This window comes from Dyadobacter sp. CY343, from assembly GCF_021390335.1.
Classification (GTDB): Bacteria; Bacteroidota; Bacteroidia; order Cytophagales; family Spirosomataceae; genus Dyadobacter.
Genome location: NZ_JAJUXK010000002.1, coordinates 337,607 through 352,297, shown reverse-complemented (window position 1 = coordinate 352,297; position 14,691 = coordinate 337,607). Strand labels below are relative to the sequence as shown.

At 46.5% G+C, this 14,691-nt stretch carries 11 protein-coding genes; 8 read left to right on the top strand and 3 right to left on the bottom strand.

Annotated features, from left to right (window positions below; translation table 11 throughout):
- Window positions 1-327: 327 nt before the first annotated feature.
- Window positions 328-723 (top strand): hypothetical protein, encoded by a 396-nt coding sequence (locus LZG94_RS08025; protein ID WP_215232918.1) that lies wholly within the window; start codon window positions 328-330, stop codon window positions 721-723.
- Between the two features lie 45 nt (window positions 724-768).
- On the opposite strand, the gene LZG94_RS08020 is transcribed toward LZG94_RS08025, so the two are convergent.
- Window positions 769-2,811, bottom strand: a complete 2,043-nt coding sequence (locus LZG94_RS08020; protein ID WP_233791398.1) for a M43 family zinc metalloprotease — start codon at window positions 2,809-2,811, stop codon at window positions 769-771.
- Window positions 2,812-3,064: 253 nt separating this feature from the next.
- Here LZG94_RS08020 and dinB point away from each other — a divergent pair, with 253 nt between their 5' ends.
- A complete protein-coding gene (gene dinB / locus LZG94_RS08015) occupies window positions 3,065-4,159 on the top strand; it encodes a DNA polymerase IV (protein WP_233791397.1) in 1,095 nt (364 codons plus the stop codon).
- A 3-nt stretch (window positions 4,160-4,162) separates the two neighbouring features.
- Here dinB and LZG94_RS08010 read toward each other — a convergent pair whose 3' ends face one another.
- The gene (locus tag LZG94_RS08010; RefSeq protein WP_233791396.1) at window positions 4,163-5,341 is read right to left on the bottom strand and encodes a putative sensor domain DACNV-containing protein; all 1,179 of its coding nucleotides are present in this window, start codon (window positions 5,339-5,341) and stop codon (window positions 4,163-4,165) included.
- Between the two features lie 796 nt (window positions 5,342-6,137).
- Between LZG94_RS08010 and LZG94_RS08005 the strand changes: the two genes are divergently transcribed.
- The 5 genes from LZG94_RS08005 to LZG94_RS07985 all read left to right on the top strand — a co-directional run bounded on the left by LZG94_RS08005 (window position 6,138) and on the right by LZG94_RS07985 (window position 11,715).
- On the top strand, window positions 6,138-7,121 hold the full coding sequence (locus tag LZG94_RS08005) for a glycosyltransferase family 2 protein (protein WP_233791395.1): 984 nt from the start codon (window positions 6,138-6,140) through the stop codon (window positions 7,119-7,121).
- Between the two features lie 112 nt (window positions 7,122-7,233).
- Window positions 7,234-9,060 (top strand): ABC transporter ATP-binding protein, encoded by a 1,827-nt coding sequence (locus LZG94_RS08000; protein ID WP_233791394.1) that lies wholly within the window; start codon window positions 7,234-7,236, stop codon window positions 9,058-9,060.
- An 8-nt stretch (window positions 9,061-9,068) separates the two neighbouring features.
- A complete protein-coding gene (locus LZG94_RS07995) occupies window positions 9,069-9,992 on the top strand; it encodes a glycosyltransferase family 2 protein (RefSeq protein ID WP_229254578.1) in 924 nt (307 codons plus the stop codon).
- Window positions 9,989-10,948 carry a glycosyltransferase family 2 protein gene (locus tag LZG94_RS07990; RefSeq protein ID WP_233791393.1) on the top strand — a complete coding sequence of 320 codons (960 nt, stop codon included), beginning with the start codon at window positions 9,989-9,991 and terminating at the stop codon, window positions 10,946-10,948. Before LZG94_RS07995 ends, LZG94_RS07990 begins: the two co-directional genes overlap by 4 nt.
- On the top strand, window positions 10,945-11,715 hold the full coding sequence (locus LZG94_RS07985) for a glycosyltransferase family 2 protein (RefSeq protein WP_233791392.1): 771 nt from the start codon (window positions 10,945-10,947) through the stop codon (window positions 11,713-11,715). The genes LZG94_RS07990 and LZG94_RS07985 overlap by 4 nt, the downstream gene beginning before the upstream one ends.
- Before the next feature lie 5 nt (window positions 11,716-11,720).
- On the opposite strand, the gene LZG94_RS07980 is transcribed toward LZG94_RS07985, so the two are convergent.
- A complete protein-coding gene (locus LZG94_RS07980; protein WP_233791391.1) occupies window positions 11,721-12,608 on the bottom strand; it encodes a glycosyltransferase in 888 nt (295 codons plus the stop codon).
- 118 nt (window positions 12,609-12,726) lie between these two features.
- Here LZG94_RS07980 and LZG94_RS07975 point away from each other — a divergent pair, with 118 nt between their 5' ends.
- Window positions 12,727-14,682, top strand: coding sequence for a sialate O-acetylesterase (locus LZG94_RS07975; protein WP_233791390.1), 1,956 nt, complete (start codon window positions 12,727-12,729; stop codon window positions 14,680-14,682).
- The last annotated feature ends 9 nt before the right edge of the window (window positions 14,683-14,691 follow it).

Genomic DNA, 14,691 nt, shown 5'->3' with positions numbered 1-14,691 from the left:
CCGAAATAATTATGAGTTACTCCCCGGAAGACAAAAATCGTACCGCTATGTTTCTATCGGTGATAAAAAGCACGTTTCAGGCTGCAAGCACCGATTTTTCAACAATGCGGGGCAAACCTGTGCCGGCACTAACTGTGGCAACTATATGCAGGAAGCTCCGGGGTTTATCTGCGTGCCGGTATATGTTTTGTAGTTTGATAAATATTGACGAAACGCACGTCATAATTTTTGGAAACAATAAGGTTCCGATTACATTTGCTAAACTCCCCTATTTCTTTTGGGACAACATTGCTCTTTTATAAAGGAGTATAAGAAAACAAATTCCACATGCGCCAGGAACAACTGCTTACCGCCGACTATATTGATTCTCAGATAGGAAATGTAATTGAGTATTACATTCGATGGGAATTTGAAGAAGATCCTTTCTACGGAAAGGCGAGGATTAAAGGGCTTGTTGACGGCGATTCCGGCGGTTTAAAGATCATTTGCGACATTATCGAAGGCAGCGACCTCGAACTTGCCTACGAAGAAGAAGAGGTATTTATGATTTCTGACAACCACCCGATCTACGCCGGCAGCCTCCCTGATATTTACTCCGCCAACTGGGTCAGTACCGATGGAAAAAAGAAAAAACAGATCTTTATAGCGCCTGAGAACGAGAATGCAAAAGAATTCGCAGTTTCGCAGACAAATAGTAAAGTGATCGTTAAAAGGATATATTAATCCAAAAATAAAATAGCCGGAATCTCTTTCCGGCTATTTTTATGTCTAATTCTTGATGATCTTGTTGGTCAGAACCCGGTCCTCAAATTCTGCCTTCACAATGTAGAGCCCGGAAGCATAGTTCGTCAGATCGAACTCATATACATTGGTACTCACCTCGCCCGTCACTAATTTTTCAGCGATCTTCTTACCTCCTACCGTCAGAATAGAGACTGAACGCAGCCGTTCCGGATGCGGGTAAAACTGCACAGATACCCGCCCGCTCGTCGGATTTGGCGTGACCAGAAAGCCAGCTTCTTTCAAATTAGGATTGATCGTGACGGTCCGCAGATTGATATCGTCGAGGAAAATATCATTTTCAGTTCCACTTGAATTGAGAAATGCAACCAGGATTTCGCCCTGACCGATAAATTCACTGATATCTATCTCTTCCCGCCTCCATTCACTCGCATTAGGAGTAAATGCCACGCGGGTAGCTCCCCGACGCGTAACCAGCGTTGATCCCCATTTTTTGTAGACACTTGTATAAGACAACCCGCAGTCTGTACTGATCAGTACCTGCAAACTATCCCAAACATTGCCCTGTGCCGAAGAACTCGTATTTGTAGCTGCTGCAACCTCGAAAGAAACAAATGCAGAATCCGTTCCGGCGATATTCACCGTCGGCAAACGGAGGTAATCCCGCTGGCCGATCACCTGGTTGTTGAAATTCGAAATGCGGACAGACGAACTGCCGGTCTTGGAGGCAATACTCGTTTTTTCCCAAGTTGTGCCGCCATCTTCATTCACAATATCCCAGCCCCGCGGTGGAAACAGACTTTCAAAACTCTCGACCACAGGCGGGTCTATTGGTTCATAATAAATGAAATCCATCGAAAGCGCATCGTTGGATTGATCTTCATCCGCCGCGCCATTCGGATTGGAAGTGGAGATATTCAGAATGTGGTTTCCCTCCGTGGTTTGCAGTTCTGTAAGGGTTACGGTTGCTCTTTGGTAAGTAGCCAGCGAACCTGTCCAGGTATAATTCTGCTCGGTCCCATCGTCGATCACCGCGCGAATGCGCACGGAAGTCAGGGTTTCCGCACCCCGGTTTTCGAGTATGATCTGCGGGATAAATGTGTTGGAACAAATACGCTGCTCCGGCTGCGTGATCGATTGAATGGAAGCATCCTTGTTTTTAAGATTGACCGGCGTGCAGGCATTGGAGGATAGCAGCGACAATCGATTCCCCAGTAAAGTCGCCTCCATCACGGCGACCTGCTCCCGGGTAAACATCAGCAGACAATCGTCCGGGGTGTAATCCATATAATTTTGATACATGATCCCATTTCCTGTCGGTGTGCATTGGTCACGCACAATGCCGGTTGGGCAGGTCCCGGTGCTGCCTTGCTGGCGCGGTGTGTCACTGATCCCATCGTCGCGGGTACAGCTATCGTTGTCGTCGCCCCAGATGTGAAACAGGTTGAAATAGTGCCCTAATTCATGCGTAAGTGTTTTTCCACCATTATATGCAGTAAAACTTCCGCCTGGCAGACACGAATAATCCACCACCACGCCTTGCTCGTCGGGAACGCCGTCGTCGGGGAAAGTAGCGTAACCAAGCACACCGCCGGAAAGATCACAGATCCAGATATTGAGATACTTGTCCGGATCCCAGGCATCCAAACCGCCCGATTCGGCGTGTTTTACAAGATTTGTAGTGTAATCAAATGAATTTCTTGTGGTCGTCACTCTTTCAATACCGGTCGTCGGCCTGTCGTCTGGCGTTCTCTGCGCAAGACAGAACTGAATACCTGACTGTCCGAAGAGTGACTTAAAATAGGAAGGTACTTGTGCCAGATGATCAGCGGCACCAAAATAGTCTTTGTTGATCGTATCCAGCTGAGCCCCGATCTGTTCGTCGGTTACCTCCATCCTGCCGCTGAGCACCACATGGAAAACGACGGGAATTACATTGTCCTCGGCGGTTCTGAGCGATTTTCCGGTTCTTAATCTTTCATTGATGATCTCTTTCAGGCGTGCATTTCGCTGCTCAAAGATGTTTTTCAGCGCCGGCTGCGCTTCGAATCTTTTATCAAGTAGCCCCATCGTACCGCATTTGTCCTGAGCGGCCAGGGGAGAAATAGAAAAGCAAAAGCAAAAAAACAGGAGTATGTATTTAGCAAATTGTATAGTTTGTTGCATTAGTTAGGTCAGAACAGTTACTAATAGTCAGGCGAGTATCTTGATAAATCTAAATTCAATAGAGATTACGAAAAAAAATTACCAAATGATGCGAATTGAAAGTTATTTAATTTGTTTTTAACCAACAGTACTCTATTAAATAATCAAATCTCTCACTATGTCAGCGCCGCTGAGAAAGATCATTCATATTGATATGGATGCTTTTTATGCTTCTGTGGAGCAACGTGATTTCCCTGAATACAGGGGAAAACCGCTGGCCGTGGGCGGCTCCCCAACCGGCCGCGGCGTAGTGGCTACCGCGAGCTACGAGGCCAGGAAGTTTGGCGTACGCTCGGCCATGTCGTCGCGCAAGGCTATCCAGCTTTGTCCGGATATTATTTTTGTGTATCCAAGATTTGAGGTTTACAAAGCAGTTTCCAACAAGATCCGTGAAATTTTTTCGCGCTACACCGACTTGATCGAGCCGCTTTCCCTGGATGAAGCTTACCTGGACGTTACCGAGGACAAACTCAATATAGGATCGGCCATGGAAATTGCAGGCCAGATCAAAAACGCGATCCGTTCCGAGCTTAACCTGACCGCTTCCGCAGGTGTTTCTATCAATAAGTTTGTTGCAAAAATTGCCTCGGATATCAATAAACCCGACGGGCTTACTTTCATCGGACCTTCAAAAATTGAGAGCTTCATGAGCAGTTTGCCGGTAGAAAAATTTCACGGCGTAGGAAAAGTAACTGCTGATAAAATGAAAGGAATGGGCATATTCACCGGCGCAGACCTTAAAAAGCTGAGTGAAGAGGAGCTGGTAAAGCGTTTTGGTAAAACGGGTTATTTCTACTACCAAATCGTCCGGGGCCTCGACGATCGGCTCGTACAAACGCACCGGGAAACGAAGTCACTGGGCGCCGAGGATACTTTTACTTACGACCTGATCACGCCCGAGGAAATGCACAAAGAGCTCGACAGGATCGGTCAGATTGTTTTTAACAGACTACAAAAAAAGCAGTTACAAGGCCGGACAGTGACCCTGAAAGTGAAGTTCAGCGATTTTACCCAAATCACCAGAAATCAGTCATTCAACTCCGCCGTCACTGATATTGACGCGATTATTGATACAGCGAAGAGTCTGCTGGACAAAGTTGAAATGAATGAAAAACCGGTCAGGCTGCTTGGGATCTCGCTTTCTAATTTTCATGAACCCGAAATTCCCAGCCGCAAGCCCAAATACCCGGGACAGCTGGAATTGTTCACTTAGTACTTAAAGCAGCAATGCATCGACGCGATGCGCCTGTACTTTTTTCTCGCACGGGGACCACGAAAAGATCGTAAAACGTCCGTCCTGCGACGCAACCAGCGCGATCGCATCTCGCTGATCATAAACGAATTGCGCTGCGGATAAATGTCTTGTGCCACCGGTTTGGACAGGATGTACCACCATGCCCATATTACCAATAACCGGCTCTGTCATAATAATTTCTTCTACCGGAACTCCGTCCGCAGACCGGCCGATCTTGGCTCCGAATGCCAGGAGTTCATACTGATCATTAATGATAGTAGCACCGTCGACCGCTGTTAATCCGGCGAGATTGTTCACCGCCGCGGCAAATTGCGTCTGCCAGGTGAGCGGATTGGGTTCGTCGAGATATCCTCTATAAAGGTGCGCGAGCTCTGAAAACGCAGGCTCAACCTGATAAGTAATCGGGTGAATGATCGATTTTCGCCACTTTTCCAGGCCAGTCGGTACCACGAGAAGAATACCGCCGCGTTCGTGGCTGCGCATGGAAACAGCTAGCTGCACGAGGAGATTGGGCGAGTTGTTCCAAAGTTTCGGCGATTTAAAACCGATCATCGAGTTGATCACCGACGGACAGTCCCTTTCTTTCACGCTTTCCTCGTTCACAACCTTTATCTGGTCGCCTTTCAATACAGCCACATTGACGAATTTCCCGAAACCGTCGACACGCCTGTGTTTGATCACCAGCATGCCCGGCTCGATCACTTCGAGCACAAAACACAAACCCGGAATTACCCTGGTTGTTCCCCAGATACACAAACCTTCCGACGTGGGCCAAACGCCCAAATGTATCCCGGAACGTTCCACAGCCGGGGCCAGCTTGGTGAGTGTATTGGCAGTCAGCGGTAATTTTTCAGCAAATATGAGTGGGTGCTCCGCGTCTTCGGGAGGCAGGAATGCAATAGAAACTTTGGGCGACCTTCCCTCCTCTTTCCGCAGGCTTGCCCAGAATGTAGTATCAATGATAGACTCAATCGTACGGGCGTCGGGCTTCGGCGCCAGGTCGTGTTCGTAGTAGCGGCTTACAGCCTGGTGGTGGCTTTCAAAATGCTGGGCCACCAGATCTGCGACAGAACGCGCCGCATTATATGTGGTAAAAGAAGGAATCTCACTCGCTTGGTAACTCAATTCAGGATTGACCATTTTTCAGGTGGTTTGGCATTCAGATGAAGGTGCAGCTTTCCAGAAATATGCTGGTTATTTCGGTAAACAAACGCAATCGTGAAAAAGTTGGAGGATTATCTGATTAAAAATTCTCCTTCCGGCACCGGCAGATTGTTGAGTATTTTTTTTCACACATTCTAGAAAAAGATTTGCCCAAAATGTAAGTTTTTACCGCCTGATAATGAAGCGTTTCACACTAGCCGAAGATTATCAGCGTCATAATTGTGACAAATTCAGCTCCTGTTTTCCAACCATTTTTCGCCGGCTTGTATCCTAGCATATACAAGTCAGAATATTAGCCATGAAAATTTTGTTTCAATTTTAACAGTATGAATAACGATCGATATTTCAGATCTTGCCTGCTCCAAACACCCGACTTTTCTCTTAATAGAGATCAAAACAAAAAAAATGAAGTTATGTGTTTGAATAATACCGCAAATCAATTTTCTGAAAGCTCAGCAGCGTCTGCATCCTTTACCTACCTCCTTCCTTCTCTCTTAACAAGTTTAGTTTTCCGGGCTATTTAAAAAACTCTATCTGAATTTTTCAGTCCTGGAAAGCGAGCCGAACAATGCGGCGTATATGCTTTTCGTAAGCGGCCGTATCGTTTTTTCTAATGGTTCAATTATTTAACAAAGGCAGTGATTATTACCAAAGGCAATGAAATAAGACAGGGTGCGTTTGAGAAACACCCCGCTTTCCTGATTAAATCTATAACCATTAATGATATAGCTATCGGAAACACAATTTACCCTACACAAAAACTGAAAGATTAATGAGAAGCATTTCCGTAGTTATTCCGAATTATAACGGGAAACATCTGTTCGAAAAGTATTTTGAGAGCAATTACAAAATATTGAAGGGATTGGGGCCAGATGTACAGATCATCGTTGTTGACGATGCTTCCACAGATGATTCGGTATCATACCTCGAAAGTCACTATGGTAGCGAAATCACTATCATCCGCAAGGAAAAAAACTCCGGATTTGCCAATACCTGTAACCTCGGGATCAGAAAGGCCAACAACGACCTGATCTTTTTGCTCAACACCGACGTGACGCTGGAAGAAGGGTATTTCGAGAAGTTATACAAATATTTCGAGCTGGAAGATACGTTTGGTGTGATGGGGCGGATAATAGGAATGGAGGATGACAATATTCTCGATGCGGCCCGCTCGCCGAAGATCCTGGGCAGGAAGATCAAGCCAAGTAATTTCTTTTACCTGCAAGACGCCGATACGCTGACCCCCACTTTCTATCTGTCGGGCGCGATCGCATTGATGGATACGCGCAAGCTGAAAGCGATCAACGGGTTCAACGAAATGTTCAATCCATATTACGGTGAAGACCAGGAAATGTCGATCCGCGCGTGGCGCCTGGGCTGGAAGTGCTATTACGAGCACAACGCAGTGTGCCGGCACGAGGTATCGGCCACGACAAAGGGACATAAGGATAACTATTCTGTTAAAAGAATTTATTTCCGAAACAGATATTATATACACCACCTGCACCTTCACGGGTCGGATCTTAACCTCTACCACTTGCAGGTTATTTTAAGCGATGTGCTGCCGAGCATTCTTACGCTTCAATTTTACAAGGCAGAAGCTTACCTGGATTTCCTTCGCAATATGAATGAGTTGAAACAGCGAAAAACTGCATTCAAACGCCAGATGAGAACTTACAAGTCCAACCTCGGTATCAACGATATTATCGAGAATATCCAGATCATGCTTAAATACAAGCAGGTTGTTAAATTGTAATCGTAGCGCTATTTTCATCTAATAACATTAATTTGCATCCTGGACCGGAAATTGTCATGATTTCCGGCCATTTTACTTTCAGGCATAGCTAGCGTGAATGCCATTTTAACAAATGAAGACTTACTTTCGATTATTATCTTTTGCCCAGCCAATCTCACGATTTGCATTTCCATATGTCCTTTTCACAGTGCTTGGCGTTGTTTTCAATACCCTTAACCTGGCACTGCTCGCTCCGCTTTTAAGTACTCTTTTCAACAATAGCAAAGAAGGTACTACGCTGATACCCAAGCCGGAAAGTGCATTTGACGTACCGGAACTTCTGAATTATTACGCACAGCAGGCCAACATCATTTACGGGCCGCACGGAGCGCTTCAAATCGTGTGCGGTATTATTGTCGTATCGGTGTTGCTCTCGAATGTATTCAAATATTTCTCTCAGCGGGTCATGGAAAATCTCCGGATCCACACTTTGCTTAACCTCAGAAAAACGGTTTTTAATAATGTAATGAACCTGCACGTGGGCTATTTCAGTAACCAGCGTAAAGGGGATATTATTTCAAAAATCGCTTCTGACGTGCAGGTTGTGCAGTTTTCAGTGACCGGTACCTTGCAGGTTGTATTCAAAGAACCTTTACAGCTGATCGCCTATATTTTCATGCTCTTCGCCACGTCGGTGAAGCTGACGCTTTTTGCGATCCTGGTAATCCCGATCTCCGCGTTTCTGATCTCTAAAATTGTAAAAAGACTGAAAGAGCAGGCTACACAGGCGCAGCAGATGTTCGGGTTAATGATCAGTTACCTGGACGAAGCTTTGTCGGGGATCAAGATTATCAAGGCTTTTAATGCGACGAATGACATTAAGGATAAATTTCACCAGGAGAATGTGCGGTACTCGGATCTTGGCAAAAAAATGGCCAAACGCCAGCAGCTGGGCGCCCCGGTTTCTGAGTTTCTGGGCGTGACGATGGTCGCTATTATTGTACTGTATGGAGGCTCGCTGATCCTTGATAATCAGTCGGATCTGACCGTTTCGAAGTTTGTCGCCTACATTGGTATTTTCTCTCAGGTAATGCGTCCGGCCAAGGCTATTACGGATTCTTTCAGTACGATCCACGCCGGTATTGCCGCAGGTGAGCGCGTTTTGGAATTGATAGACGAGCGGCCCGCAATTAAAGACAGCCCGGATGCAGTTGAAATTAACACTTTCAACGACGCGATCAGGCTCAATAACTTGTCGTTCTCCTACCCCGGCCGACCGGTTTTGCAATCTATTAACCTGACCATACCGAAGGGAAAAACGGTCGCATTGGTAGGGCCGTCGGGCGGTGGGAAATCTACCTTAATGGACCTGATTCCAAGGTTTATAGAAGCCCACGAAGGAAATGTGACCATCGATGGGGTGGATATCCGCAACCTGAAACTCGAATCGCTTTGGTCGAAGATCGGCGTGGTGAATCAGGAATCTGTATTATTCAATGATACGATTTTCAACAATATAGCTTTTGGTGTACCGAATGCGACCATTGAAGAAGTGGAAGCCGCTGCCCGCATTGCCAATGCACACGATTTTATCATGCAAACCGAGGAAGGTTACGATAGCAATATCGGTGACCGGGGCGTGAAGCTTTCGGGTGGACAGAAACAGCGGATCTGCATTGCCCGCGCCGTGCTGAAAAATCCGCCTATTATGCTCCTCGACGAGGCTACGTCTGCACTGGATACTGAGTCGGAAAAACTGGTGCAGGATGCATTGAACAACCTGATGAAAAACAGGACTTCGCTCGTCATCGCGCACAGGCTCAGCACAATCCAGAATGCAGACATTATTGTGGTGCTGGAAGACGGCCGCATTGTGGAACAGGGTAACCATCCTGAGCTCATTGCAAATGAAAGACTTTATCGCCGGCTGGTCGACATGCAGCAATTTTCGGAGGCTTAATGAACAAAATGCCAGAAATATCAATCGCGTTGTGCACTTACAACGGTCAGGAATTCTTGCCCGAACAGCTCGATTCAATTCTTAATCAAAGTATTTCAGACTGGGAAATCGTCGTTGTCGACGATTGCTCTTCCGACCAAACCTGGTCGGTACTGGAACGATATGCGGCTGCTGACAAGCGGTTCAGGCTTTACCGGAATGATCATAACCTGGGTTATAACAAGAATTTCGAGAAAGCGCTGACGCATTGCCGGGCTGAGTTTATTGCTATTTGTGATCAGGACGATCTCTGGCATCCGGACAAGTTGAAAATACAGCTTGCGGCTATTCAGGATCACAAACTCATTTATCACGACTCGGAATTTATCGCGCATACCGGGGAGAAAATGAATATCAGGATCTCTGATAAATTCAATTTTTACCGAGGCAACCGTCCCGAACCTTTCATTTTCCTGAATTGTGCATCGGGGCATAGTATCATGCTGCGCAGTGAGGTGGTAGCCAATGCAATTCCGTTTCCGGAAAATTTCCATTACGATCAGTGGCTTGCATTTGTAGCAGCAGACAGCGGTTCTATCGATTTCCTCGAACAGCCACTTGTACAATACCGGCAGCACCGGAAAAACAATACCGACATTCTTGCAATGCACGCAGTACCCAAGTCGCGGGAACAAAAGGTGGAGGAGCTGGAACGCGAAAAAGAGTGGCTTCGCCTTTGCCTGAACAAAACCAGGGATAAACCAAACCAGCTTATCGCCGAACTTTATGCGGCCTGCAGGAAAAGAAATGCATCTTTACTGAGCATTTCCTATGCGATGATCATCTGGAAAGACCGGGACCTTTTGTTATATCTGTTAAAAAAGCCGGAGCTGAGCAAGTTTTTCTTTACCCTGCGCAAGATGTGGGGAATCTGGGCCAAAAAGTTCTTATGAATCCATTAGTAAGCATCATTATTCCCTCCTATAATTACGGATTTATCATTGAAGAAACCCTCCGGAATCTCCAGGAGCAATCCTATACGAACTGGGAAGCACTGATCGTCGACGACGGTTCCTCTGACAATACAGCGGAGGTAGTCCGGAAATTTGTAGCTCAGGATAGCAGGATATACTTTTTTACCCAAAAAAATAAAGGAGTATCAGTCGCCCGTAACCTTGGCTTTGCGCATTCGAAAGGAAGCTATATCCAATTCCTCGATGCGGACGATCTGCTCAGCAAAGATAAACTTGCGGTTCAGGTTGAATATCTGGAAACACACCCTGGAACTGATATTTCGTACACCGACCACCTGTATTTTGAGCACGACCGGCCGGAAATTATGTATCCAGATTATGAAATGAACAATCATAACTGGCTTCCCAAGATCGACGCCAAAGGTTATGATGCGATCAATACACTGATATACTCCAATATCGCGGTGGTAAGCAGTCCGATGCTGCGCCGGGCGGTCGTCAAAAAAGTGAAGGGTTTCCCTGAGTTCAGTAACTATACGGAGGATTGGGAATTCTGGTTTCAATGCGCCATTATGGGTGCCAGATACACTTTCCTTGACGACGACCGGGCCAAAACGCTCATCAGGATCCACCAGCGTAATACCAGCAGGAATATCCAGATCATGCAGGCGGGAGAACTTCAGTTCCGGAAAAGGATCGTAGCGCAGCTACGGGATTCGCAGGTGCTGAATGCCGAGGAGAAGGAAATTTTGTTGCAGCGCAATGCAGCCAGCACCCAAAAGCTATACAAATACATGATGTACCACGCCGATCTGGGCAGCCTTCCCCAGCTGAAAATCCTGTATAATCTCGTTGATCGGAAAACTTTTATATCCTATTACTTTAAGTCGCTTAATTTCAAGCGCAAGGAGTTGTTTAAAAAGAAAAAAAGATGACCCAGGTACCTGCCGCCTTACCTACGGAAATAGATGTGATTATCCTCAGCTACGCAAATACTGAGGCGCTTCAAAAAGTAACACTCGACAGTGTCGAAAGTCTGGTTGCATCCGAGGATCCCAGCCGGATCAAATTCAATATAGTCGTGCTGGAATCGAACAAAACGCTGAAACCTTTTCAGTATCCAAATACAAAAACCGTATATCCGTGGCAGCGGTTTGGGTACCATCGCTATATGAATATTGGTATCAGAATGACCAAAAGTCCATTCATTTGTATCAGCAATAATGACCTGATTTATTATCCCGGCTGGGCAAGCGAGATACTGGCCGCTTTTAAGCAGGATCCGGAACTTTACAGCGTTTCGCCGGCGTGCAATGTGCATCATCCCGAGCAGGGAATCGCATTAAATAGCGGCAATCATTATGGTTATGAGGTTCGGAAAGAGCTGGTTGGCTGGTGTATTTTGTTCAAAAGGGATATGCTTAAAATCACTGGCAAGCTGGATCCTGCATTCAAATTCTGGTATGCGGATAATGATTACAGTAATACGCTGCAAAAGCACAAACTCAAACACGCGCTGGTCACTTCATCGATCGTAGAACACCTGGAAAGCCGAACGCTCAATACTAAGAATGTGAAAGAGCGCCTCGAACTGACAAGTCGCGAGCGTTTTTATTATGAATATAAATGGGAAGGAAGAAGCTACTTTTCTTATCTCAACCGGCTGAGGAAATTTTATAAAGAGCTGAAAAAAATCCGATAAGCTCCTTATTGCTTTTGCATTTTCAGGAATTTCCGCATTAATTTAAAAGGAAAAGAAAGGGTTGCAACCCGCGATCTCCGGGTACTCCAGATCAGTTTCAGCATTTCAGATCTTGGATAATCTTCTGCATTTACCCGCTGCTGCAAAAACACTTCGAGGGCATCGCGCTCTATTCTCTTCAAATGCTGCTCCGGAATGGCGTCCACATTAACCGGCAGTACTTTGCTCCATTTCCGGTGTACTTTCAGGATTTCGTCCATCCAGGATTTATTGAAATTGCCTTCTGAAAAATGTTTCAGCAGGATATTAAAAGTCACAATCGCTTCATATTCCCGGCTTATCGCAATTGAGAAATCGAGGTCGTAACCGTGAAATTTGGTAAGTAGCTTGCTGTCAAACGGGTATTTTAAGGCAATCTCTTTTTTGGTACAAAACCAGCAGCCGTCCACGCAGGCCACTTTTGAGAAACTCTCACTTCTGGGATTGCGGTAATCATGCATATCTGGTTTCCCGCTGTGCTTGTAGCCCTGGATTAGGTTGCAATAAAAGCCTCCATTTTCCTGTAAATAGTAGTTATACCAGCTCGAAGGCGCTAGCGACTTGTATCCGCCGCCTGCAATACCTATCAACCCCAGCTTCTCATTTTGACCAAACAATTCCAGCACTTTGGAGCCCCAGTTCGCCGTTTTCATTTCCATATCCTCGTGCATAAAGCAAAGCACAGGAAACTTCGCGAGGCGGGTGCCTTCGTTATAAACCGCACATATCCCCTTTCCTGAATCCCGGTTGTCAATTCCAATGATCTCATGCGGCACGCCGATCGTGGCGGCGATGTTCTTGCTGACCATTTCCAGTTCCGCGGGATCTATTGAACATATTATAACTGAGATCATATTTTCCGGTTGCCCGATTTATCCTGCGGAAGTGATTTCGCAGTGGGTAAAATTAACATATTAAGTAGAAACCGCGCCCTGAACGCATTTATTAGCATTCCATCTTTGTCCCTTAATTATGAAGCGTCTGTTTTTTGTTCTTTTAGTATTGATTCAAACTTCGGCTTTTGCGCAGGTTAAGCTCGCGCGGCTATTCTCTGATCACGTGGTATTGCAGCGACAAAAACCGATTCCGGTCTGGGGCTGGGCGAAGGCTGGCGAAAAGGTGAAAGTTACCCTGGCAGGACAGTCGGTGGAAGCAAAGGCAGATAAATCGGGGAAGTGGCTGGTCAGTTTCAAGCCACTGGAAGCTGGCGGGCCACATACACTGGCGGCTACTGCGAAATCGGGGAATGTGACGATTAATGATGTCCTGGTCGGTGAAGTCTGGCTTTGCTCCGGACAGTCTAATATGCAATGGGAAGTAGCTGCCGCAAAAGACTATGAAAAGGAACGAAACAACGCCAATTTTCCTCAGATACGTCACTTCCACGTCGACCGGCAGGTTTCACTCACGCCTGAATCAGATCTGAAAACGGGAGAATGGGAGATCGCTTCGAGCGAGACGGTCGGCGATTTTACGGCGATCGGGTTCTTTTTTGCAAGAGAATTAAACCAAAAACTGAATATACCAGTCGGCATCCTGCATTCGTCCTGGGGCGGCTCGCAGATCGAGGGATGGATAAGCAAAGAAGGTATGCTGGCCAGCGACGAGCTGAAAGAATATGCGCAAACCATGCCGAAAACCTGGGAAGAAGCGGATGTGGTAATGGATGAGAAATTGCGCCAGCAGCTATTCAAAAGTGCTTCTGCGACGCCAACTGGTGAGGACGAAAAGAAATATGTCTCCGGAAATGCAGACTTTGGAACCTGGCAAAAAGTAGCCGATCCGATCGGACAGTGGGATTGGAAAGGTTTGATGGGCTTTCGTGGGGCTGGCTATATGGCGAAGGAAGTGGAGCTGGCCGCTGATATTGTTTCAAAATCAACGGTATTGTCGCTCCCTGAGAATGACAGTCCGAATCAGATCTACATTAACGGAAAGCTGGTTCACGAAGGCGCTTTAAAGGGTGTCAGAAAAATCACGATCCCGGAAAATACCTGGAAAGCTGGAAAAAATCAGCTGGTGATCAAGCTCGGTAATATGGTAGCCCATTCATGGTTTGGTCCTGGCTTCCTCGGTTCTGCAAATGATCTTTTTGTAGAAGAGGGCGGTAATAAGATCAGCATTTCGAAAGACTGGTACCTCATGCCCTCATTCGCAGAAAAGCACGAATACGCGCATTTGATGAATAATGTGGGAACTACTATTTACAATGCGATGATCGTTCCGCTCATTCCGTTCGCAATCCGCGGTACGCTCTGGTACCAGGGCGAAACCAATGCGCCGCGGGCATTTCAATACCGTAAATCCTTCCCGCTGCTGATTAATGACTGGCGCAGACTATGGAATGATGAATTTTCATTCTATTGGGTGCAGCTTTCCAGCTTTGGCAGTGAAAATAACAGCAACCAGGGCAGCGGATGGAGCGAATTGCGCGAAGCCCAGAATATGACTTTGCAACTTCCAAAAACAGGAATGGCAGTGACTACCGATATCGGTAACCCGAAAGATATTCACCCGACCAACAAACAGGACGTAGCCAACAGACTCGCCGCCACGGCGCTGAAACTGGACTACGGTCAAAATATCCCCTACGCATCGCCACTGTTTGAAAAAGCTGAATTTACTGATGGAAAAGCCATTGTGACATTCAAAAACGTGGAAACTGGTCTGACAGTTAAAGATAAATATGGCTACCTGAAAGGTTTTGAACTGGCGGGTGCTGATAAGGTTTTCTACTACGCGATCGCGCAGATCGTTGATAATAAAGTGGTGGTTTCTCACCCGAAAGTGCCAGCTCCTGTGACGGTAAGGTACGGCTGGTCGGACGCGCCCGAAGATGCGAACTTGTATAATACTGCCGGCTTCCCGGCAAGCGCGTTCCGAAGTGATAACTGGCCCGGACTTACGGATCAGGTCAAATTCAAATAGCTGCTACCC

Coding starts and splice junctions, on each gene's coding strand:
- LZG94_RS08025 (WP_215232918.1), top strand. CDS start 328: ATGCGCCAGGAACAACTGCTTACCGCCGACTATATTGATTCTCAGATA.
- LZG94_RS08020 (WP_233791398.1), bottom strand. CDS start 2,811: ATGGGGCTACTTGATAAAAGATTCGAAGCGCAGCCGGCGCTGAAAAAC.
- dinB (WP_233791397.1), top strand. CDS start 3,065: ATGTCAGCGCCGCTGAGAAAGATCATTCATATTGATATGGATGCTTTT.
- LZG94_RS08010 (WP_233791396.1), bottom strand. CDS start 5,341: ATGGTCAATCCTGAATTGAGTTACCAAGCGAGTGAGATTCCTTCTTTT.
- LZG94_RS08005 (WP_233791395.1), top strand. CDS start 6,138: ATGAGAAGCATTTCCGTAGTTATTCCGAATTATAACGGGAAACATCTG.
- LZG94_RS08000 (WP_233791394.1), top strand. CDS start 7,234: ATGAAGACTTACTTTCGATTATTATCTTTTGCCCAGCCAATCTCACGA.
- LZG94_RS07995 (WP_229254578.1), top strand. CDS start 9,069: ATGCCAGAAATATCAATCGCGTTGTGCACTTACAACGGTCAGGAATTC.
- LZG94_RS07990 (WP_233791393.1), top strand. CDS start 9,989: ATGAATCCATTAGTAAGCATCATTATTCCCTCCTATAATTACGGATTT.
- LZG94_RS07985 (WP_233791392.1), top strand. CDS start 10,945: ATGACCCAGGTACCTGCCGCCTTACCTACGGAAATAGATGTGATTATC.
- LZG94_RS07980 (WP_233791391.1), bottom strand. CDS start 12,608: ATGATCTCAGTTATAATATGTTCAATAGATCCCGCGGAACTGGAAATG.
- LZG94_RS07975 (WP_233791390.1), top strand. CDS start 12,727: ATGAAGCGTCTGTTTTTTGTTCTTTTAGTATTGATTCAAACTTCGGCT.